Source organism: Phaeobacter sp. QD34_24, from assembly GCF_028890115.1.
Classification (GTDB): Bacteria; Pseudomonadota; Alphaproteobacteria; order Rhodobacterales; family Rhodobacteraceae; genus Phycobacter.
In genome coordinates, this window is sequence record NZ_JARCJD010000012.1 from 1 (window position 1) to 20,224 (window position 20,224).

Annotated in this window: 24 protein-coding genes and 3 tRNA genes; 15 read left to right on the forward strand and 12 right to left on the reverse strand. The window is 62.9% G+C overall.

Translation table 11 applies throughout. The annotated features are described in order from the left end of the window. The 4 genes from PXK07_RS11035 to PXK07_RS11050 all read left to right on the forward strand — a co-directional run bounded on the left by PXK07_RS11035 (position 1) and on the right by PXK07_RS11050 (position 2,860). Positions 1–75 (forward strand) — tRNA-Gly (locus PXK07_RS11035). Between the two features lie 149 nt (positions 76–224). Next, positions 225–299: transfer RNA gene (locus PXK07_RS11040), tRNA-Gly, on the forward strand. Positions 300–487: 188 nt separating this feature from the next. After that, positions 488–1,840 (forward strand): aminotransferase, encoded by a 1,353-nt coding sequence (locus PXK07_RS11045; protein ID WP_274848310.1) that lies wholly within the window; start codon positions 488–490, stop codon positions 1,838–1,840. Positions 1,841–1,987: 147 nt separating this feature from the next. Continuing rightward, on the forward strand, positions 1,988–2,860 hold the full coding sequence (locus tag PXK07_RS11050) for a calcium-binding protein (RefSeq protein WP_274848311.1): 873 nt from the start codon (positions 1,988–1,990) through the stop codon (positions 2,858–2,860). A gap of 53 nt (positions 2,861–2,913) precedes the next feature. Here the strand turns inward: PXK07_RS11050 and PXK07_RS11055 are convergent, their stop codons facing one another. Further along, positions 2,914–3,153, reverse strand: coding sequence for an Lrp/AsnC family transcriptional regulator (locus PXK07_RS11055; RefSeq protein WP_274848312.1), 240 nt, complete (start codon positions 3,151–3,153; stop codon positions 2,914–2,916). A 214-nt stretch (positions 3,154–3,367) separates the two neighbouring features. On the opposite strand from PXK07_RS11055, the gene hisB reads away from it, so the two are divergent. Continuing rightward, on the forward strand, positions 3,368–3,955 hold the full coding sequence (hisB, locus tag PXK07_RS11060; RefSeq protein WP_274848313.1) for an imidazoleglycerol-phosphate dehydratase HisB: 588 nt from the start codon (positions 3,368–3,370) through the stop codon (positions 3,953–3,955). Between the two features lie 7 nt (positions 3,956–3,962). On the opposite strand, the gene PXK07_RS11065 is transcribed toward hisB, so the two are convergent. Next, the gene (locus tag PXK07_RS11065; RefSeq protein WP_274848314.1) at positions 3,963–4,598 is read right to left on the reverse strand and encodes a DUF2306 domain-containing protein; all 636 of its coding nucleotides are present in this window, start codon (positions 4,596–4,598) and stop codon (positions 3,963–3,965) included. A gap of 105 nt (positions 4,599–4,703) precedes the next feature. Here PXK07_RS11065 and PXK07_RS11070 point away from each other — a divergent pair, with 105 nt between their 5' ends. Both PXK07_RS11070 and hisH read left to right on the forward strand, forming a co-directional pair. Beyond that, positions 4,704–5,312, forward strand: a complete 609-nt coding sequence (locus PXK07_RS11070) for a TetR/AcrR family transcriptional regulator (RefSeq protein WP_274848315.1) — start codon at positions 4,704–4,706, stop codon at positions 5,310–5,312. A gap of 55 nt (positions 5,313–5,367) precedes the next feature. Continuing rightward, the gene (hisH, locus tag PXK07_RS11075; RefSeq protein ID WP_274848316.1) at positions 5,368–6,006 is read left to right on the forward strand and encodes an imidazole glycerol phosphate synthase subunit HisH; all 639 of its coding nucleotides are present in this window, start codon (positions 5,368–5,370) and stop codon (positions 6,004–6,006) included. 13 nt (positions 6,007–6,019) lie between these two features. Here hisH and PXK07_RS11080 read toward each other — a convergent pair whose 3' ends face one another. Beyond that, a complete protein-coding gene (locus PXK07_RS11080; RefSeq protein ID WP_274848317.1) occupies positions 6,020–6,748 on the reverse strand; it encodes a helix-turn-helix transcriptional regulator in 729 nt (242 codons plus the stop codon). 132 nt (positions 6,749–6,880) lie between these two features. Between PXK07_RS11080 and PXK07_RS11085 the strand changes: the two genes are divergently transcribed. From PXK07_RS11085 to PXK07_RS11095, 3 genes are all read left to right on the forward strand, one after another. Next, positions 6,881–7,417 carry a peroxiredoxin-like family protein gene (locus PXK07_RS11085; RefSeq protein WP_274848318.1) on the forward strand — a complete coding sequence of 179 codons (537 nt, stop codon included), beginning with the start codon at positions 6,881–6,883 and terminating at the stop codon, positions 7,415–7,417. Positions 7,418–7,778: 361 nt separating this feature from the next. Next, positions 7,779–8,651, forward strand: coding sequence for a calcium-binding protein (locus PXK07_RS11090; protein WP_274848319.1), 873 nt, complete (start codon positions 7,779–7,781; stop codon positions 8,649–8,651). 151 nt (positions 8,652–8,802) lie between these two features. Then, positions 8,803–9,054, forward strand: coding sequence for a WGR domain-containing protein (locus PXK07_RS11095; protein WP_274848320.1), 252 nt, complete (start codon positions 8,803–8,805; stop codon positions 9,052–9,054). A 24-nt stretch (positions 9,055–9,078) separates the two neighbouring features. Here the strand turns inward: PXK07_RS11095 and PXK07_RS11100 are convergent, their stop codons facing one another. Beyond that, positions 9,079–9,477, reverse strand: a complete 399-nt coding sequence (locus PXK07_RS11100) for a DUF2147 domain-containing protein (protein WP_274848321.1) — start codon at positions 9,475–9,477, stop codon at positions 9,079–9,081. A 160-nt stretch (positions 9,478–9,637) separates the two neighbouring features. Here PXK07_RS11100 and hisA point away from each other — a divergent pair, with 160 nt between their 5' ends. The 4 genes from hisA (at position 9,638) to PXK07_RS11120 (ending at position 12,118) form a co-directional block, all read left to right on the forward strand. After that, positions 9,638–10,360 carry a 1-(5-phosphoribosyl)-5-[(5-phosphoribosylamino)methylideneamino]imidazole-4-carboxamide isomerase gene (gene hisA, locus PXK07_RS11105; RefSeq protein ID WP_274848322.1) on the forward strand — a complete coding sequence of 241 codons (723 nt, stop codon included), beginning with the start codon at positions 9,638–9,640 and terminating at the stop codon, positions 10,358–10,360. 148 nt (positions 10,361–10,508) lie between these two features. Further along, on the forward strand, positions 10,509–10,988 hold the full coding sequence (locus tag PXK07_RS11110) for a DUF2867 domain-containing protein (protein WP_274848324.1): 480 nt from the start codon (positions 10,509–10,511) through the stop codon (positions 10,986–10,988). Positions 10,989–11,027: 39 nt separating this feature from the next. Beyond that, on the forward strand, positions 11,028–11,789 hold the full coding sequence (gene hisF, locus PXK07_RS11115) for an imidazole glycerol phosphate synthase subunit HisF (protein WP_274848325.1): 762 nt from the start codon (positions 11,028–11,030) through the stop codon (positions 11,787–11,789). A gap of 11 nt (positions 11,790–11,800) precedes the next feature. Next, a complete protein-coding gene (locus PXK07_RS11120) occupies positions 11,801–12,118 on the forward strand; it encodes a phosphoribosyl-ATP diphosphatase (protein WP_274848327.1) in 318 nt (105 codons plus the stop codon). A 370-nt stretch (positions 12,119–12,488) separates the two neighbouring features. Here the strand turns inward: PXK07_RS11120 and PXK07_RS11125 are convergent, their stop codons facing one another. From PXK07_RS11125 to rlmB, 4 genes are all read right to left on the reverse strand, one after another. Continuing rightward, positions 12,489–12,959, reverse strand: a complete 471-nt coding sequence (locus PXK07_RS11125) for a CoA-binding protein (RefSeq protein ID WP_274848328.1) — start codon at positions 12,957–12,959, stop codon at positions 12,489–12,491. Between the two features lie 228 nt (positions 12,960–13,187). Further along, positions 13,188–13,661, reverse strand: coding sequence for a YHS domain-containing (seleno)protein (locus tag PXK07_RS11130; RefSeq protein WP_274848330.1), 474 nt, complete (start codon positions 13,659–13,661; stop codon positions 13,188–13,190). Between the two features lie 146 nt (positions 13,662–13,807). After that, on the reverse strand, positions 13,808–14,101 hold the full coding sequence (locus PXK07_RS11135; RefSeq protein ID WP_274848331.1) for a hypothetical protein: 294 nt from the start codon (positions 14,099–14,101) through the stop codon (positions 13,808–13,810). A 71-nt stretch (positions 14,102–14,172) separates the two neighbouring features. Then, on the reverse strand, positions 14,173–14,964 hold the full coding sequence (rlmB, locus tag PXK07_RS11140; RefSeq protein WP_274848332.1) for a 23S rRNA (guanosine(2251)-2'-O)-methyltransferase RlmB: 792 nt from the start codon (positions 14,962–14,964) through the stop codon (positions 14,173–14,175). Positions 14,965–15,084: 120 nt separating this feature from the next. On the opposite strand from rlmB, the gene PXK07_RS11145 reads away from it, so the two are divergent. Continuing rightward, positions 15,085–15,168 (forward strand) — tRNA-Tyr (locus PXK07_RS11145). A 162-nt stretch (positions 15,169–15,330) separates the two neighbouring features. Here PXK07_RS11145 and PXK07_RS11150 read toward each other — a convergent pair. From PXK07_RS11150 to PXK07_RS11165, 4 genes are all read right to left on the reverse strand, one after another. Beyond that, a complete protein-coding gene (locus PXK07_RS11150; protein WP_274848333.1) occupies positions 15,331–15,852 on the reverse strand; it encodes a DUF2478 domain-containing protein in 522 nt (173 codons plus the stop codon). 129 nt (positions 15,853–15,981) lie between these two features. Next, the gene (locus tag PXK07_RS11155; RefSeq protein WP_274848335.1) at positions 15,982–18,018 is read right to left on the reverse strand and encodes an ABC transporter permease; all 2,037 of its coding nucleotides are present in this window, start codon (positions 18,016–18,018) and stop codon (positions 15,982–15,984) included. After that, complete coding sequence (locus PXK07_RS11160; protein ID WP_274848471.1) at positions 18,015–19,070, reverse strand: quaternary amine ABC transporter ATP-binding protein; 1,056 nt, start codon at positions 19,068–19,070, stop codon at positions 18,015–18,017. The genes PXK07_RS11155 and PXK07_RS11160 overlap by 4 nt, the downstream gene beginning before the upstream one ends. 11 nt (positions 19,071–19,081) lie before the next feature. Next, positions 19,082–20,041, reverse strand: coding sequence for an ABC transporter substrate-binding protein (locus tag PXK07_RS11165; protein WP_274848336.1), 960 nt, complete (start codon positions 20,039–20,041; stop codon positions 19,082–19,084). Positions 20,042–20,224: the final 183 nt, after the last annotated feature.

The window sequence follows — 20,224 nt, forward strand, 5'->3', positions numbered from 1 at the left end:
GCGGGCGTAGCTCAGGGGTAGAGCATAACCTTGCCAAGGTTAGGGTCGGGCGTTCGAATCGCCTCGCCCGCTCCATTCGAAACAAAGGGCCGCCTTCTAGGGCGGCCTTTTTGTTTGTCCCCTTTCGCCCCTTCGGAATGGCAAAGACAATTTCGCAGCAGAGCCGCATTTTCCGCTTGCAGGCTGCGGGCGGATTTCCTATTCACCGCCCACCGAATGGCAGCGCGGGCGTAGCTCAGGGGTAGAGCATAACCTTGCCAAGGTTAGGGTCGGGCGTTCGAATCGCCTCGCCCGCTCCATTCGAAACAAAAGGCCGTCCTTCGGGGCGGCCTTTGTGTTTTCAGGGGTACAGCACCCGCCTTCCGCCTTTTGATCAAATTCCTTTTGACGCCGCAGCGAAATCGGGCCAATGCTTGCGCCAGCGGCATATCGCCAGTCTTTCCGACCCGCGCCCGCCCTTGCGTTTCTTTCTCAAAGGAGTTCAGCCATGGCCCCTGTCATCTATCCCACCACCAACCTCACCGCGACGGAACAGCTGTGCCTGGACCATGCCAAGGGGATCTATGTCTACGACAAGGACGGCAAGGAGTATATCGAAGGATTGGCCGGTCTCTGGTGCACCTCGCTGGGCTATGGCAACGCGGAGGTGATCGAGGCCATTACGGACCAGCTGACCAAGCTCTCGTTCTCGCACACCTTCGGCGGCAAGACCCATGAGCCGATCCAGAAACTGGCGGACAAGCTGAAGGCCATGGTCCCGGTCGAGGATGCCTACTTCTTCTTCGGCAACTCCGGCTCGGACGCCAATGACACCCACTACAAGATGCTGCGCTACTACTTCAACGCCATCGGCAAGCCTGAAAAGCGCAAGATCATCACCCGTGAGCGCGGCTATCACGGGGTGACCGTGGCAGCAGGCTCTCTGACCTCCCTGCCCGCGAACCTGGCGCATTTCGACGCGCCGGTGGAGGCGCTGCATATCCTGCGATCGGATGCGCCGCATTACTACACGGGCCGCAAGGGCAACGAGACCGAAGCGCAATTCGTGGACCGCATCATCGACAACCTGGAACAGCAGATCATCGCCGAAGACCCCGATACCATCGCCGCGATGATCGTGGAGCCGATCACCGGTGCCTCGGGCGTGATCGTGCCCCCCGAAGGCTATTACGAGAAGCTGCAGGCGGTGCTGCGCAAGCATGGCATCCTGGTCTGGGCAGATGAGGTGATCACCGGTTTCGGCCGCACCGGCAATGATTTCGGCTGCACCACCATGGGCATCAAACCGGATCTGATGACCTTTGCCAAACAGCTGTCCTCGGCCTATTTCCCGATCTCGGCCAGCGTCATTCCCGGCTGGATGTACAAGGAAATGGTCGTCCCTTCGAACGAGGTCGGCGTCTTTGGTCACGGCTATACCTATTCCGGCCACCCCGCCGCCTGCGCCGCCGCCCTGAAGACGCTGGAAATCTACGAGCGCGACAACCTCTTTGGCCATGCCGCCGAGGTGGGTGAGCACATGCAGGACCAATTGCGCGCGATTTTCACCGATCACCCGCTGGTAGGTGAAGTGCGCGGCAAGGGTCTGATCGCCGCGCTGGAACTGGTCTCGAACAAGACCACCGGCGCCAGCTTTGAAAAAGGCGCCGCGGGCGCCATGGCGCAGAAGCTGTGCGAGGAAAACGGCCTGATCCTGCGCGCGGTTGCGGGCAATGCCGTTGCGCTGTGTCCGCCGCTGATCATCACCAAGGCCGAAGTGGACGAGATGCTGAAGCGGCTGAAGGCCTCGATCGATACCGCCTATGAGCGGCTGAAGGACCAGGGGCTGATCGCCGCCTGATCGACTGATACCGCTTGCGCACTTGAACAGCGGGGAAAACCGGGGACGGTTTTCCCCTTTCGTGTTTCGGGAAGAACTCCATCCTGCAGGTGATTTACATTTCTTCACCCCGCCCTGTGTCGGGGATCAGTCACTTGGAGTTCGCTAATGGTACGTTATGTTGTTGATGGTCGCCAAAGTACAGATCAGGCCGGTAGCGGCATTGGCTGGCTGTCCTTTCAATTTCGCTTGGGCGCCGAGGTCACCGATACATCTGCAACCGGGTTTACCTTGAACCGGCCTCAGCTTCCGGCCATTCCCGGCCTGCCCAGCACCCCGGACCCGGCGCCAGATGTCTATTCGGGCACCAATCTCACATTTACCGATGTGACCCTGTTCGGCACCACGCTTGCCACGCCCAGCTCGGGAACCATCACCAGCGTCAGGGAGGCGGGCACCGATTTCACCACCATAGCGACCGGGCTGAACATCGATGCCGCCGATTTCTACCGTGTCTCCGCAACATCGGGAAATCGCGACAATGTACGCCTGCTGGAACAGGTCTTCAGCGGCAGCGACGAATTCCTTGGCGGCGACCTGCGGGACAAGTTCAACGGCTTTGCGGGCAACGACGACATTGATGGCCGCCTTGGCAATGACAGGCTCTGGGGCGGAAAGGGCCATGACACGCTGACCGGCGGCAATGGCAATGACAGCCTCAAGGGCGGTTCAGGAAACGACTTCCTGCGGGGCGGTCGTGGCAACGACACCCTGGAAGGCGGCAAGGGCGATGACCGGCTGCATGGCAGTGTGGGCGAGGACGTCTTTGTCTTCAAAGGCGGGCGCCTGGGCACCGACACGATTGAGAACCTGAACATCCGACAGGATCAGATCCAGATCCAGCATCGCTCGGTCACGGATTTCTCGGATCTTACCCTGACCCAGGTCGGCAGCGACACCCATGTGGAATACGCAAATACGACCATCATTCTTGAGAACGCCGACCTGGCAGGTCTCTCCAGTACCCTGTTCATTTTCTGAAGTAAAAAGACCGGGATGGGGTCTGGCACAGGTCCGACCCCATCCGTGTTCGATCAGAACACCTTGTAGGTCATCGTGGTGAGCGAGCGCTCGATATTGGGGATCACCAGCAGGTGGTCGTTGATGTATTTACCGACATCCTCGCCTTTGGGGATGTAGAGCTTCATCAACAGATCGTATTCGCCGCTGGTGGAGTAAAGCTCGGAGTGGATTTCCCGCAGCGCGATCTCCTCGGCCACCTTGTAGGTGGTGCCGGGCTTGCAGCGGATCTGGATGAAAACGCAGGTCGACATGGGCGTCCCTTTATTGGGTTTTCCGGAAGAACGATTTGGCCGCAAAGCTGGCACAGCGCGCAGGCAGGCGCAATCCCACACATGTGGATGCAACAGATGCCGGAGTTTCGTCCTGCGCGCTCTTGAGTGCCATGGCCTGACAGCCCTATAAGCGCAGCACCGGCCCAAAGGCACCACATGGCACTTGGGCAGCTTGACGAAGGATGGCCCGCCGATGCGCACCGCTCAGATCACCCGTTCCACCGCCGAGACCGAGATTTCGGTGGAGATCAACCTTGATGGCACCGGGGCTTACGACAACCAGACCGGTGTCGGCTTTTTCGATCACATGCTGGACCAGCTGGCGCGGCACTCGCTGATCGACATGACCATCCGCGCCAAGGGTGACTATCACATCGACGATCACCACACGGTCGAGGACACCGGCATTGCGCTGGGTCAGGCTTTGGTCAAGGCTTTGGGCGACAAGAAGGGCATCCGCCGCTATGGCGAATGCCACCTGCCGATGGATGATGCCCAGGTTCGCTGCGCGCTGGACCTGTCGGCGCGCCCCTTCCTGATCTGGAACGTGACCCTGCCGACGCCCAAGATCGGCACCTTCGACACCGAATTGGTGCGCGAGTTCTTCCAGGCACTCAGCACCCATGGCGGCATCACCCTCCATATCGACCAGATCCACGGCTTCAACAGCCACCACATCGCCGAGGCGACCTTCAAGGCCGTCGCCCGCGCCCTGCGCGACGCGGTCGAGACCGATCCGCGCAAAGGCGATGCGATCCCCTCGACCAAGGGCGCGCTCTGACGCTGCCTTATGCCGTGGCGCCCACCGGCGCGCCACGGCCCCGACGCAGGATCCATTCCGCCAGCACCAGATTGGGCACCCAGGCCAGCCAGCAGATGATCGGATAGCTGGCCTCGAACCCCACCGTGACCGCACCGATCGGCAGGTAGATCCGCAGGGTCACGGCAGCCAGCGTCAGCGCGGCAGAGCGGATCATCCAGACCCGGTGCTGCGCGATACGGCGAGCCATGGCGTGCCGGATCGCCACGCCCGTGGTCCAAAGCCAGGCCAGCGACAGCAAGCCTAATCCCAGCGCGGCCACCGGCCCCTCTTCGGTGGTATAGGCCAGCCACAGGCCACTCACACCCGCCAGAAGAATCGCGGCGCCATAAAGGCGCCCCAGCCAGCGGTGCACCGCCGGGCGCGCCTTTCGCAGACCGTTCGAGAATTGCAGCGGCAAGAGCGCCAGCGCAATCGGCGCAAGCCCAATGTGCAGGTAGAACATCAAGGGCCGCTCCAGCGCGTGATGCAGCATCGCGGGCATCACCAGGGCGATATCGGCAATCAGGAAGCGATAGGATCCGACCGCGATCAGCAGCGCCGAGACCCACATCGCAGTGACGACCCATTTCGGATAGTCCTTGATCCTTGTTTTGGTCGGCATCTTCTCTCTCCTTGCACCATTGGTCGGGTAAATCTTTACACTGTCAAGTCCATCCAACATAGGCCACAACTTGACGGCGTCAAGATCTCCGGTGATAAAGCTGCCATGACCAAAGGACCCCTGAAGAGCCGCCATCACCACGGCGACCTCAAACCTGCGCTGATCAAGGCGGGTATCGATCTATTGGAGGAAGGCGGGATCAATGCGCTCTCCTTGCGCAAATGCGCAGCCCGGGCCGGGGTCTCCCATGCGGCCCCCGCGCATCACTTCGACGGTCTGGCGGGGCTGAAGCAGGCCATCGCCGAAGAGGGCTTTCACCTGTTCTCCTCCTACCTGCAGGGGGCCTGTGACAGCGGCCCGCAGGACCCCAAGGGGCGGCTCAGGTCGCTGTGCCGGGGCTATCTGCAATTCGGGCTGGATCACCCGGGCATTCTGGCGGTGATCTTTGGCGATCAGGGGCTGGCGGGGCTTGTGCATGGCGGTGGCAAGGAAAAGGCCGACGCCTATCTGACCCTGCGCGCGGTGGCGGCGCCCTTTGTGGCCCCCGGACAGGATCGGCTGGTCGTGGAAACCCAGATCTGGTCGCTGATCCACGGCTTCACCCTATTGTATCTGGCCGGAGAGTTCGGCAGCCCGCCCCCGCCCATCGACGAAGGGCCATTCGCGCAGGTGATTGCCTTGCTGGACGCGTTGCACCCCGCATCCGCCCCTTGACCCCGCAGCCATTATTGGCCACTTCACAACGGGCAAGACAGGAAGGACCCCGGCAATGCTGACGGCGATCATCGACTACGAAAGCGGCAATCTCCACTCTGCCGAAAAAGCCTTTCAACGCATGGCGCAGGAAGTCGACGCAGGCGAGGTGGTGGTGACCTCCGACGCCGATGTGGTGGCCCGTGCCGACCGGCTGGTGCTGCCCGGCGATGGCGCCTTTCCCGCCTGCGCGGCCGAGCTGCGCGGTCACAAGGGCATCTATGACGCCATGGTCCACGCGGTCGAAGACAAGGGCCGCCCCTTCCTTGGCATCTGCGTCGGCATGCAGCTGATGGCCACCACCGGCCATGAATACGAAGACACGCCGGGCCTCGATTGGGTCGGCGGCGACGTGGTGAAAATCACCCCCGAAGATCCGACCTTGAAGGTGCCGCATATGGGCTGGAACGATCTGGTGATCGATCATGATCACCCGGTGTTTGCGGGCATTTCATCCGGCGATCACTGCTATTTCGTGCACTCCTACCATTTCCGCGTCACCGATCCGGCCGAACGGCTGGCCCATGTGGATTACGGCGGCGATGTCACTGCGGTCATCGGCAAGGGCACCATGCTGGGCATGCAGTTCCACCCGGAGAAAAGCCAGCACGTTGGCCTGCGGATGATTGGCAACTTCCTGACCTGGAAACCCTGACCCGAGTGCCGGGTCAGGCAGCGCCTTTGCGCAAGCTGACCGGCGCACAGCCATAGGCACGGCGAAAGGCGCGGGTGAATCCTTCGGGCGTCTCGTAGGCATAGCGCCGCGCCACCGCCTCGACCCGGTCACCGCGCAGAAGATCCTGCCGCGCCAGGGTCAGCCGCCAGCGGCGCAGATAGCTGATCGGCGTTTCGCCCAGCTGCTGCGCAAACAGTTCCGAGAACCGCGACGGCGACAGACCAGCCTCGGAGGCCAGATCCTGCATGGTCCAGACCCGACCCGGATGATCATGCATCGCCACGATCGCGCGGGCCAGACGCAGATCCGACAAGCCGGCCAGCAGCCCCGGCTGCGTCGTGCCGACCTCGATCAGATGGCGCAGCAGCCGCACCATGGCCGCCTGGCCAAGGCCCGCCAGGATGCTTTGCGCCCCGCAGCGGCGCAGCTCCACCTCCTGCCGGATCAGATCGAGGACCGCCCGCAGCTCCGGCGCCTGGTCAAGCTGTACCTCCACCCGGTCCGGCAGCGCAGCCACCAGCGGATTATGGGCCCCCGCCCACTCCACCCGCAAGGCAAGGCAGGCCTGCGGCGCGGGCGGCGCGGCCGGGGTGCCGGGGTGAAAGACAAGATGCGACAACCCCGCCGCCCCATCGCCATAGGCAAGCAGAGTGGCAGTCTCGGGCTCTGCCAGATCCACCGCCATGCGAAAGCGCGCCATCAGGCTCGACAATCTGTCCATTCCCGCTCCTCCAACCGGAAGTTTCGGAATAAATGTCAGGTTATTCGGAATTATCAAGCATGAAATTGGTTCATAGAGAGCGCACCACCACTCACGGGCACACCGCCCGCTGTCAATCGAAGGAGACCTTTCATGCTGATGCCACGTCAGAAAACCCCGAACCTTTCCCTGCCCCTGTTGGGCGGGGGCACCTTCGATCTGGCCACCGAGACCAGCAGCCGCGGCACCGTGATCTGCTTTTACCGCGGCCTGCATTGCCCGATCTGCGCCAACTACCTGAAAGAGCTGGAAAAGAAGACTGCCGATTTCGCAGAACGCGGTGTCGGCACCATCGCCATCAGTTCGGACGGAGAAGAGCGCACCCGCGAGATGGCCGAAAAGGTCGAGGCCAAGGGCCTGCGCTTTGCCTATGACCTGCCCCTGCAACTGGCCAAGGACTGGGGGCTCTATATCTCCACCTCGCGCGGCAAGACCTCCATTGGCATCGAGGAACCGGCGCTGTTTTCCGAGCCCGGCCTGTTCATGGTGACGCCCGAGCAGACGCTTTACTACGGATCGGTGCAGACCATGCCTTTCGTGCGGCCGCATTTCTCGGAACTGGTCTCGGCGCTGGATTTTGCCATCGCCAACGACTACCCGGCGCGTGGCGAATACACCGGCGCGCTCTGAGGTCTTCCCCCTCATGCCGGAGTTCAGGATCAATGGACCCGGCGCCCAAGCAAACACCCCTGACACCGGGCCGCCTTTGGGCGGCCCAAACCGTTCGCGCATATCGTATTCCGGCAATATCGGCTCCTGCAAAAACGGCCGGATCCGCGCCCATCATTCTTGACAGATTTAATCGGTTAAAATAGCACGTCAGTGCCAGGTATCGGAAACGCCAACCAGAGCCTTCCAGTCGTCGTGCCAAGCGAAGCATCGCGCACAGGCTAACCCAGCAATTCGCAACACTTCGCAATGCAATCACTCGGGGGACCGAGCCGTGGCAGCTTTTGCCATGGCGACAGCCATCCCCGGCACAGGAGATGCCATGACGATCACCATTACAACCGGGCACCGCCAGGTCACCGATTTCAGCGCCTATCTTGAGGATTACACCGAAAACTTCGAAGCAGCCGGACGCGGTGCCTTCTCGAACGGGGTCACCGGCGACTATGCCCGCTCCGAAGCGGAACTTGGCGAAACCGCCGATGACAGTGCCCAGGCCTATATCATGCGGGACGAAGTCACCTACAGCATGAGCACCCACACGCTGAGCGGGTCGGTCAATCAGGTCGAATTCGGATACGGGGCAACAGCAACCGAGGGCGCAGGCGGCACGGCGCTTGAACTGGAACAGCTGGATTACTCCATCGAGTTTTCCCCTGCCGTCACCGGCAGCGATCTGATCTATGCCGTCATCAATGCCGATCTGGCCGAGCTGGTCAACCACCTGAAGGATGACGACATTCTCTTCAAAGGCGCGGCGGGCAAGGATGTCTTCACCGGCTATGCCAACGATGACACCCTGAAGGGCTTCAAGGGGGCCGACAAACTGTCTGGCGGCAAGGGCGACGACACCCTGCTGGGCGGCGGCGGCAAGGATCTCTTGCGCGGCGGTGAAGGCGACGACGCCCTGAACGGCGGCAAGGGCAACGACAAGATCTTCGGCGGCTCCGGGTCCGACACCTTCGTCTTTGCCGGAGAGTTCGGCCGCGATGTCATTCGGGATTTCGAAACCGGTGTGGATCAGCTGGATCTCTCCGCCCTGATGGATGAGGCAGGCAGCCTGCAGGACTTCAAGGACGCAAGCCGCGAAGCCAATGGCAACGTGATCTACGACCTTGGCGACGACGGGCAGAATGTCATCGTCCTGAAAGGTGTCAGCCTGGACGACCTGTCGGCAAGCGACTTCATCTTCTGATCCTCGGATCTGTTCTCCTACCCCTTCGTTCTTTGCGAGGGGGTAGGCCTATCCGCCTGTATTCGCGGCCCGATGCATGCGTCCGGCAATGGACAGGCTGCGCGCTTCGGGGCATATGGGGTGACATTGAAACCCGTTCAGGCCGCGCCCCTTGCAGATCAGACTGGAAAAATTCGACCACCACGGCGGGCGCCATCGCTATTGCGTGCTGAGCCTGAGCCAGACCCTGTTTGGCGATTGGTGCGTCAGCCAGGCCCTGGGGCCGATCGCCGCCCCCGGCGGGCGGGAACGGCGCAGCTATTTCAGCCACCACGGCGAGGCGCTGCAGCTGTTCGAGGCCGCGCGGGACCACCACCTTGGCCGCGGCTATGTGCCGATCCCGGTGCAACTGGGGCTGCTTTGATGTGCAGCAGCCAGCCCCGCCCGATCAGTTGACGCGTGTCCAGGTCTGGCCACGGCAGATCAACCCGCCGGCAACACAGCCCTTCACCTCCAGCTGGTTGCCATTCAGCGACATCTTGGACTTATAGGTCTTGTCCGCATCCGGCGCCCAGATCTTGCCACCGGAATAGCTGCCGTTGCCGTCAGCTTTCATGTCCCAGATCAGCCGCTTGCCGAGGTGTTCATAATCGGCTGTCACCCCGCCCCCGGCGCCATAGGCCTTGGCGATAGTGCCGCAGATGCTGGCACCGCAAGGGGCGATATCCACGTGCAGGTAGCCGCCTTCCTCGCCCTCCTGGGTTTTCCACTTGCCCGCAACCTGATCGGCCCAGGCGCCGGTGGCCAGTGTCAGCGCCATCGCCACCCCGTATGTGAATGTCTTCATGGTCTATCCTCCCTCTTTGATCCCAGTTTGGCGCGACAGCCCCGTTTCAGGCAAGGTTGACTTTGGGTCGCGTTGCAATCCCGGCGCCTGCCTGCCATAGAACCGGCAAAACCCTGCCACTTCTCAGGGCCGCCCCTGACAGATCACAAGGACCCTCGACATGATCCTTTACCCCGCAATCGACCTCAAGGATGGCCAGGCCGTGCGCCTTCTGCACGGGGACATGGACAAGACCACCGTGTTCAACGACAACCCCGCCGCCCAGGCGCTGGAGTTCGTCGCGGCGGGCTGTGCATGGCTGCACCTCGTGGACCTGAACGGTGCCTTTGCAGGCGAGCCGGTCAACGCCGCCCCGGTCGAGGAGATCCTGAAACAGTGCAAGGTCCCCGCGCAGCTGGGCGGCGGCATCCGCGACATGAAAACCATCGAGAACTGGATCGACAAGGGGCTGGCGCGCGTGATCCTGGGCACCGTGGCGGTCGAGAACCCCGATCTGGTGCGCGAGGCCGCACGTGAATTCCCCGGCAAGGTCGCCGTCGGCATCGACGCCCGCAACGGCCGCGTCGCCACCAAGGGCTGGGCTGAGGAAACCGATGTGATGGTCACCGATCTGGCAAAATCCTTCGAGGACGCAGGCGTCGCCGCCATCATCTATACCGACATCATGCGCGATGGTGCCATGAAGGGACCGAATGTGGAGGCGACAGCGGAACTTGCCAATGCGGTCTCGATCCCGGTCATCGCTTCGGGCGGGGTGTCCTCACTAGATGACCTGCGCGCGCTGAAATCCTGCGGCGCGCCACTGAACGGCGCCATCTCGGGCCGCGCGCTCTATGATGGCGCCATCGATCTGGGTGAGGCGCTGGCACTGTTGAAAGACTGACCCTACAGCGCCAAAGCAAAGCGGCTTTCAAATCAGACCCGGTTGCCCTGCGGCACCGGGTCTCTTTGTCTTGCCTGTCCAACTGCGGTTGACTGCCCCTATTGATTGATCAGACAGGTGCCCGACGGTCGCTATTTCGAAAACCCCATTGCCCGGACACGCTCGCCTTTGGCAGGAGGTTCAGCCCGGAGATTTCATCGACGGATACGCCGTTCAAAGCCCCCTTTCGCCCCGCGCCGCTGCCGATCTGGGTTTGACCCTGCCGAACTGGGGGCAGGCGCTGCTGAACTGGGGGCAGGCGCTGCTGAAGCTGCGCAACCGTATCGTGGCTCCCCTCGGTCTCAAGACCGGCGTCTCTGACCAAGGTGCGGATGCGATCTTTCCTGTGGTCCATAAAGACGCGCGGGAGTTGATCCTGGGCACGAACGACCGGCACCTCGATTTCCGCATCTGCGTGATGCAGGAGGCAGGCCGCATCCACATGGCGACCTGGGTTCATCGCAACAACCTTCTGGGGCGCTTCTACCTCATGGCGGTGATGCCCTTTCACGTGCTGATCGTGCGCGATTCGATGCGCCGCATCGCCAGACACTCCGCCCCGATTGCATCCGGGCCCCGCGGTCAGTAAAGACAGAGCAACACTGCCGCGATCAAGGGCCAATACCTAATGTTGAAAACCCGCATCATCCCCTGTCTCGATGTTGCCGATGGCCGCGTGGTCAAGGGCGTGAACTTCGTCGGTCTGCGCGACGCGGGCGATCCGGTGGAGGCCGCCAAGGCCTATGATGCAGCCGGCGCCGACGAGATCTGCTTTCTCGACATCCACGCCACCCATGAAAACCGCGGCACCATGTTCGACATGGTGCGCCGCACCGCCGAACAATGTTTCGTGCCGCTGACCGTGGGCGGCGGCGTGCGCAGCAAGGACGACGTGCGCGCACTGCTGCTGGCGGGTGCGGACAAGGTCTCCTTCAACTCCGCCGCCGTCGCCAACCCCGACGTGGTGGCCGAGGCCGCCGCGCAATTCGGCAGCCAGTGCATCGTGGTGGCGATCGACGCAAAGACCGTCGCGCCGGGCAAATGGGAGATCTTCACCCATGGCGGACGCCGCGAAACCGGCATCGACGCGGTGGAATTCGCCAAGACCGTGGTGGCCAAGGGTGCGGGCGAGATCCTCTTGACCTCGATGGACCGGGACGGCACCAAATCCGGCTTCAACCTGCCCCTCACGCGCGCCATTTCCGATGCCGTGGATGTGCCGGTGATCGCCTCGGGCGGCGTTGGCACGCTCGATCACCTGGTAGAAGGCGTCACCGAAGGTGGAGCATCGGCGGTGCTGGCCGCCTCGATCTTCCATTTCGGGGAATACACCATCCAGGAGGCCAAGGAGCACATGGCCGCCGCCGGTATCCCGATGCGGTTGAGCTGAAAGGGAAAGTGATGAGCCTCTTACACGACCTCGAAGCCACCATCCTCTCCCGCAAGGGCGCCGATCCCGACACCTCCTGGACAGCAAAACTCCTGTCCAAGGGCCCCGAAAAATGCGCCGAGAAATTCGGCGAGGAAGCCATCGAGGCCATCATCGAGGCGGTGAAGGACGACAAGGCGAAACTCGCCAGCGAAGGCGCCGATGTGCTCTATCATTTCCTGGTGATGCTGGCCGCCCGCGACGTGGCGCTGGACGATGTACTTGCAGTCCTGGCTGAGCGTCAGGGCCTCAGCGGCATCGCAGAAAAGGCTGCCCGTCCAAAGGGCTGACCCCACACCCGGAGCGCAAGCAAGGAAGCCCTCCCGCGCCTGCGGATGCCCCGGCTCCGCCGGAAACCTCCTGGCCGCCTTGGGCCCGGCAGCGCGCCAGAGGCGCCCTGCGCCCACGCGAGATAGAGACCGCCCCCCGATCTGATCCGGGTCAAGGGCCGCGCCTGCGGCCGCGCGGCACGCGCGGTTCACCCTTGAGGCGGTTCTGATCGGAGATAAACTCGATATGGCGCTTCAGGGCAGACCTGCCCCTGAAGCGCCTCTCAGCGACAAGAACCGCCGCGCGCCAGCGCGGCGCGCGGCCCAACGGGAGCCTGCCGATCTATGATCTGCAAGGCGACGGACGGGAGCCCTCCCCTGCCCGCAGCCCCTAAAGTTTCGAGGAAATGATCCCGGTGGCAAAACCACCCATGCGCAGCTCTCCGAACAGGCGCTGGTATTCGATCTTGGGACAGCGGTTCTGGATCACATCGACCCCGCGTGCCTCGGCCTGAGCCGCGGCTTCGGCATGCTGCACACCGATCTGCATCCAGATGGTCTGCAGGTCCGGGAACACGTCCAGCGCCTCTTCCACGATCGCAGGCACCGCCTCGGACTTGCGGAAGATATCGACCATATCCACCGGCACATCGATCTCCGACAGGCTGGCACGCACGGTCTCTCCGAACAGCCTCTTGCCCGCATGGCCCGGATTGACCGGGATCAACCGATACCCCTTGAGGCTCAGATAACGCGCCACATAGTAGCTCGGGCGCACCGGATTCGTCGAAACGCCCACCACGGCCACCGTCCGGGTGCGTTTCAGGATCTTGCGCAGATGGTCGTCGCTATAGTCGGTCATGGCCAGACCCTACTGCGCAACCTGCCTGCGGAAAACCCGAATTCGACCGCGCCACCGCCTCGAAACACTGCCAGGCATGACATACACGCTCCCAACAAAAAAACGCCCGGGACAGTTCCCGGGCGAAAGGTATGGAACGAGGGACAGTGAAAAAGCTCTCCGGTTGTTCCACTCCGAAGGCCTGATCTTCATGTGGGGGGCGCGACGGCCGATTTAAAGAGGCATCCGCTACTGTCGCAGCAGCCGGGGCCAATGGTCGCGGGCCTCGGCAATCATCTGACCGGCCCCTGCCCGCCACAGATCGCGCGCAGCAGCGCTGTGCAACAGGAACAACTCCCCATCGACAATCACCCAGACCTGCGGATCGCCACTGCTCAACCGCCCCTTCGACATGGCATAGGCGCAGTAGCCGCCGAACCTGGGCGCATAGGCGCGCGGGTTCATCTCGAACCGCAACTGGTTGCTTGCAGAGGCGAACCTCCAGGTAACCCCTTTCCAGGTCACGGAATATCGCAACTCTCCGGCCACCGCATTGCCGCTTTCGAAATAGGCAACCGTGTCAAAGCCACCAATGGCAATCCCTTCGCGGGATGAAAACAGCATCATGTCGGCCATGGCCGGTTTCGGCTCCAGCCATGAGACCAGGCCAGCAAGCAGAAGGCACAGGCGTAAAACCAGGGGACGCAGGATCAAGTGGCGCACTCCACAACAGGGGTCAGGACAGCGACAGTCTGCCCCAGACATATCGCGCTGCAAAGATATGTGACGCAGTTGTGATCGCAAAGGCGGCGCGACGTCCCTCGCGGTGACAGCCCCGTTGCGGCCCGGCCCCAAAAATCGGCAGGAGATCAGTCGAAGATATCCTCGATCACGTCAAAGGCTTCGGACATCATCTTTTGAAACAGGCTTTTGCGTTTCTTGGGTTTCTTTGCCTTCACCGGCTTGCGCAGTGGCTTGTCGGGAACCGGCTGATGAGAGACCTTCGGACGGGGCGCGGCCCCGGATACCCCTGCGGGCGCCTTTGCCCCCTGGCCCGGGGTCAGGGGGCGGGCCTTTTGTGCCGACAGCGGCGCCCCGCAGGTGCCGCAGACCAGGGCCGACACGCCGCCGCCCCGGCCGCCCGAGATAAAGGCCGACTGCACGCCGCAATAGCAGCAGCTGATGATCTTTCCGCCCGGAATGCTCGAATGTACGATGCTTGCCTCCTATGCGCTCAGGATCGCTCCTTTGATGCATATAGGGCGATGGCCGCCGCATTTGAGACGTTGAGCGAGCCAAATCCGCCGCCAAAGTCGATTTTCACCAGGAAATCCACGGTTTCCTTGGTCTTCTGCCGCAGACCGGGCCCCTCGGCGCCCAGCACCAGCGCCACCGGCATGTCCTTGCGCCCCTTCAGCACCTGCTCGATGGTCTGCTCGGCCTCACCGTCAAGCCCCAGCACCAGAAAGCCCATGTTCTGCAGTTCCACGATGGTGTCGGCGAGGTTGCGCATACGCAGGTAGGGTTGCCGCTCCAGCGCGCCGCTGGCGGTCTTGGCCAGGGCGCCGGTTTCGGGTGCGGAATGATGGCGGGTGCCGATCACCGCACTGGCGCCCAGAACCTCGGCCGAGCGCAGGATGGCGCCGACGTTGTGCGGGTCGGTCACCCGGTCCAGCAGCAAAACACGCGGCACCTCGGCACCGATGCAGTTTTCCGCAAGGCCGCCCCAGTTCAGCGGTTTCACCTCCAGCGCCGCCCCCTGGTGCACCGAACCGGGATCGATCGGCGCCTTGAAACGGCGCGGGTCCACCACCTCGGGTTCGATCCCCGCTTCCGCGATGGCCTCTTCCAGCTTGTTTTTCGCATTGAGCGTCACGATCAGGCGCAGTTTTTCCCGGGCCGGGTTCATCAGCGCATCGCGCACCGCATGCAGGCCGAACAGCCAGACGGTTTCGCTCACGCCCGCCTTCTTGGCCTGTTCCTTTTCGATCACCCACTGGGGTTTCTTGGTGGGTTTCTTGGACATGGATCTCTCCTGCAAAAGGAATTTCTGGCCAGCGCGGAAAACTTGGTATTTTCCTGTTGACGCCCGTTTGTGGCGCTAGTAATCACGCCTCCACGTCAGGTGCAACACTCACCTGACAGTGGGCGACAGGCCGCAAGGTGTGGCAGGGGACTGTAACTCCCTCGCGGAGACGCACGCCTGGTTCGATTCCAGGGTCGCCCACCATCTTTCCTCTCTTTGTTCAGATGACTGACAGGTTACGGGATGATGGTGGCCGCCGCCATCCGGCAGCTTGAGATTTCTTGAACACGGCCCGACAAGCAAGAAAAACCCGGACGCAATGCCGGGCCATCTCTTTGAAATTATTATCATATCAGAGACTGAAGCCTAGTCCGCAGTGGCCTCGACGGCTTGCATCACCCAGGCTTCCAGCGCATCCAGATCGGCCTCGGCCGCCTCGGCCATGCCGCCGGAAAAGTCCTTGAACGCCTCCACGTTCATCCGATTCACACCGGACACAACCGGAATGCCCATGGCCAGCGCCTCACCGATCACGGGGCGCATGCCGCGCCCGTCGGCCTCGTGCTTGCCGAACTTGTTGACCAGCAGGACCTGCGGCGCGGCAGCCTCCGCCAAAGACTTGCTCACCAGTCCCACCGCCTGCTCAAGGGCGCCGGGGTTCAACCGGCAACCGCGCGCCTCGGGGCCCAGGGATTGGGAGATTCGGATCACCTCATCGCCCGGCAGAACCCGCACATCCATGTCGCAAAGCTTGTCGTCGTAGCATTCCGTATTGGTCTGCACGATTCCCGCCAGCCGCAGGCCCCGCGCCTGCAGCCGTTCTGCAAGGGCCGTCAGCAGCCGGTCGGTGGCGCCGCGTTCGGTTGTCATGACATAGGCGAGGCTCATCAGCGTCTCTCTTCCCTCTTGTTCGGTTCCGCGAAAGAGACCCTAGCGCTCTTTTTTGAACCAAGCCAGAGGCGCATTTGCCACGCCGCAGATCATGCGGCGCGGCAATCGTGTTGCGGGCAAATGGACCTACAGTCCCAGGGCCTTGCGGCGTTCCTCGGCAAAGCCCTGCACGATACGGTCCGCGATCAGGGCGAGAATCGCCATCGCCGCCCCGGCTGAGATGCCAAGCCCCACATCCGCCTGCCCCAGCGCCAGATAGATCGACTGCCCCAGCCCCGTGGTGCCGATCAGCGCGGCGATCACCAACATGGCAAAGGCATAGAGGATGGTCTGATTGAGCCCCAAGAGAATGGTCGGCGCCGCATAGGGCGCACGCACATCGCGCATCATCTGCCAGCCGGTCGCGCCAGAGGCGGTCGCGGCCTCGATCATCTCCTCCGGGGTCTCGGTAAGGCCATGGCGGGTATAGCGGATCATCGGCACGATGGCATAGGCCATGATCGCCAGGAAGGCCGAGAACTCACCGATCTGAAAGACCATCAGCACCGGGATCAGGAAGACGAACAGCGGGATCGTCTGCAGCATGTCGCAGATCGGGCGCACCACGCGCCAGACCATGGGCGACACCGCGGAAGCAAGACCGATGGCGCCACCCAGCACCGCGCAGGCAAAGACCGAGGCGCCCGAAAGATAGAGCGACAGAAGGGCGCGCTCCCACAGGCCCGACAGAAGGATCGTCGCCAGGAGCACGACCGACAGCGCCGCCAGACGCAGACCGCCCGCCACATAGGACAGTGCGCCCACGCCCACCAGGACGAAGGGCCAGGGCAGCTGGGAAATCCCGGTCTCCAGCATGCCTGCGGCGATCAGAATCACCACGCCAAAGGTCAGCCTGCCCCGGTAGGCGCAATAAAGGCCGACAAGGGCCGCAACTCCAAACAGCGCAAGGCTCATGCCAGAGGTCCAGACAAAACCCCAGGTAAAGGGCAGCACCGCCTGATCAAACCCGATCCGAAGCGGCAAAAGCACGTAGAACATCACACCGTTCTTGATGGCGGTCAGCGCTTCGGCATTGGCACTGGTAAAGGCCGACAGGCCTGCATCCACGCGATCTGCCGTGCTGTGAAACAGGCCGTAGGCCCCCGGATCCTGCACCTGGCCGTAAAACACAAGACTTGCGATCACGCCGATCCCCAGGATCGCCAGCGACACACGTCCGTCGTAGCTGCGACGTTTCTCATCGGCCAGCGTGCCACTCATCCGGTCGATCAGGATGGCGAAGATCACGATCACCATGCCGGCCAAAAGGCTGGCACCGAACTGCGCCTTGCGCATGGTCAACAGGACTTCCCAGCCAATATCGTCAAAGCCACCGATGACAGCCGCGATGATCACCATCGACAGGGCCGCCATCAGGCATTGGTTGACGCCCACCATGATCTGGGTGGCGGCAGCGGGGATCTCCACCTGGAACAGCTGCTGCGTGCGGGTGCCGCCCGCCATGATCGCGGCTTCCTTGATTTCCGGCTCGATCCGCTGCAGGCCCAGCAACACATTGCGCGCCATCGGCGGCGCGGCATAGATCGCCGAGGCAATCAGCCCCACGACAGGGCCGAAACCAAAGAGCACCAGCAAAGGCGTGAGATAGGCAAAGGTCGGCACCGTCTGCATCACATCCAGCAGGGCCTGCACCGGCGCGCGGACACGCGGGTATTCATTGGCCAGCACTCCGATCGCGCCACCAATCAGCAGCGCCAGCGGCACCGAAACCGACACTAGCGCCAGCGTATTCATGCTTTGCGGCCAGTAGCCCGAGGCGAGCACCGCCCCAAGCCCCACAGCCGCCATCAGCGCCATGGTCAATCCGCCCAGCCGCCAGGCCAGCGCCACCGTGGCCGCAATCAGCAAGGGCCAGGGCGTGGCGCCCAGGATCCAGTTCGCCGCCTCCATCGGATAGGCCATGAGGCTTGAGAACAGCCGCGCCGAGGGTTTGATCAGGGCCAGAACGGCCTCCATCGCACTGCCGACCCATTCGGTCGCGGGCAGGACCCAGCCCTTGGGGAAGGCGATCAGCCAGGGCGCCACGCCCTCCAGCGCCAGGCACAGGGCGCCCACCGCCAGCGCGATCAGCGCAGCAATGCTGCCTTTGCTGAGGCGCGTCATGCCGCCGGGTCCACCTGCAGGGCGGCGGCAAGATCCGCCGGGTTCACAACCCCCAAGAGCGCGCCATCCTTGTCCCGGACCGGGACGGGTTCATATAGTTCCATGCAACGCGCCAGCGCCGCATCCAGGGTCATGTCGCGGCGCAGCCCCGGATCGTCCGGCCCATGGGGCAGATCGCTCCCCGCCTGCATGACCGAAGCCACGCGCGCGTGCTGGCCCTTGGCGACATCCTTGGAGAATTCGCGCACGTAGTCATCGACCGGGTTCAAGACGATGTCCGAGGGCGTGCCAATCTGCACGATCTTGCCATCGCGCATGATGGCAATCCGGTCGGCCAGCTTCAGCGCCTCGTTGATGTCATGGGTGATGAAGACGATGGTGGTCTTCAGCTTGGCCTGAATATCCAGGAACTCATCCTGCAGCTGGCGGCGGATCAAGGGATCCAGCGCCGAAAACGGCTCATCCAGGAACCAGACGGAACAATCCGCCACCAGGGATCGCGCGATACCGACACGTTGCCGCTGCCCGCCGGACAGTTCCCGCGGGAAGTTCTTTTCCCGCCCGCCAAGACCAACCAGATCGATCACCTGCTGCGCCTTGGCAAGACGCTGCTTCTTGCCCATGCCCTGCACGCGCAGGGGATAGGCAACGTTCTCGGCCACGCTCATGTGGGGGAACAGGCCGAAATGCTGAAACACCATGCCAAGCGTCTTGCGGCGCATCTCGATCAGCCGCTTGGGGCTTGCGGCGCGGATATCCTCGCCCTCGATCAGGATTTCGCCGCCGGTGCCGGGCAGAAGCTGGGAGATACAGCGGATCAGCGTCGATTTCCCCGAGCCGCTCAGCCCCATGATCACGAAGAGCTCCCCCTCCTGCACCTCGAAGGTGGCGTCCTGCACCGCAGGCGTCAGCCCCTCGGCGCGCAAGAGCGCGGCGGCCTCATCGGCGGAGCCGGTGGAAGACAGCGCCCGCTTCAGAGCGCTGTCCGCATTGGCGCCGAACACCTGCCAGACATTCTGGCAGGTGATGGCGGGCGTTGCCTGTCCCGACACGGTGTCTTGGCTCACTTCAGGGCGGCGTCGACAACCGGGCGCCACTTGTCCTCATTGGCGGCCATCCATGCGGCGACCACCTCTTCGACCTTGCCGCCATCGACATCCACGGCGCCCATCATCGGCTGCTGGTCTTCCACCGCCAGGGTATAGGAGGAGAGGATCTCATGGGCAGCAGGCCAGGTTTCGGCCAGGCCCGACCAGCCTGCCTTGAAGATGCGCGAGGGCGCGAAATCGCAGTCGTTGACGGCATTGGGGTTCGGCCCCCAAGCCGGATCGGTGAAACAGGCCTCTTCGCCCACCGGCAGATCGACGAATTTCACGTCATAGGCCGACATCGCCCAATGGGGCTGCCAGAAGGTGATCAAGAGCGGCGTCTTGCGCTCGGTCGCGGCGCGCAGTTCCACGATCAGCGCGGCTTCGGAGCCCGCAGGCACCGCCTTGAAGGGCAGTTCCAGCCCGGTCATACGGTCGGCCCCGGGGGTGCCCCAGTCGGCCGGGTAGTCCACCAGGCGGCCCTGCGGCAGGGTTTCGGCAGTTGCAAACAGCGGCGCGCAGTTTTTCAGTGCCTCCCAGGCGGGCAGGCCCGGGCAGAGGTCCGCCACATGCGCCGGGTAGGCAATGCCTTCCTTGGCATTGAGTTCCAGGTCACCCAGTTCCTCGACGGTGCCTTCGGCAACCTTCTTGGCGTATTCGTCCGAGACGTTGGAAGACCAGATCTCCAGGGTGGCGTGAATGTCACCATCCGCAATCGCCTGGAATTGGTTCATCATGCCCGCAGAGACATATTCGACCTGATACCCGGCGGCCTTCAGCATCTCACCGGCGATATGGGTGGTCACATGCTGGCCGGTCCATTCGTTCATCGCCAGCTTGATCGGCTTGTCCACGGCGCCAAGATCGGCGGCCCCTGCGGCGCCTGCCAGACATGCAGCAGCACCCAGCGTCAGTGCAAAGGAAGTGGTTTTCATCGATGTCATCCCTGTTCGTTTTTCCGCGCGGCCTGAAGTAGCTGTGGCGCGCTCTGGTTTTCCTTGGTCATCCATAATCGCGGATAATGGTCGCGCCAGACGACATCGCCACGATCCGAGCCGGAGCCTCTTGTTCTGGTGATCCAGTGTGTCCGGCTCCTGACCTTGTTTTTGACCTCAATG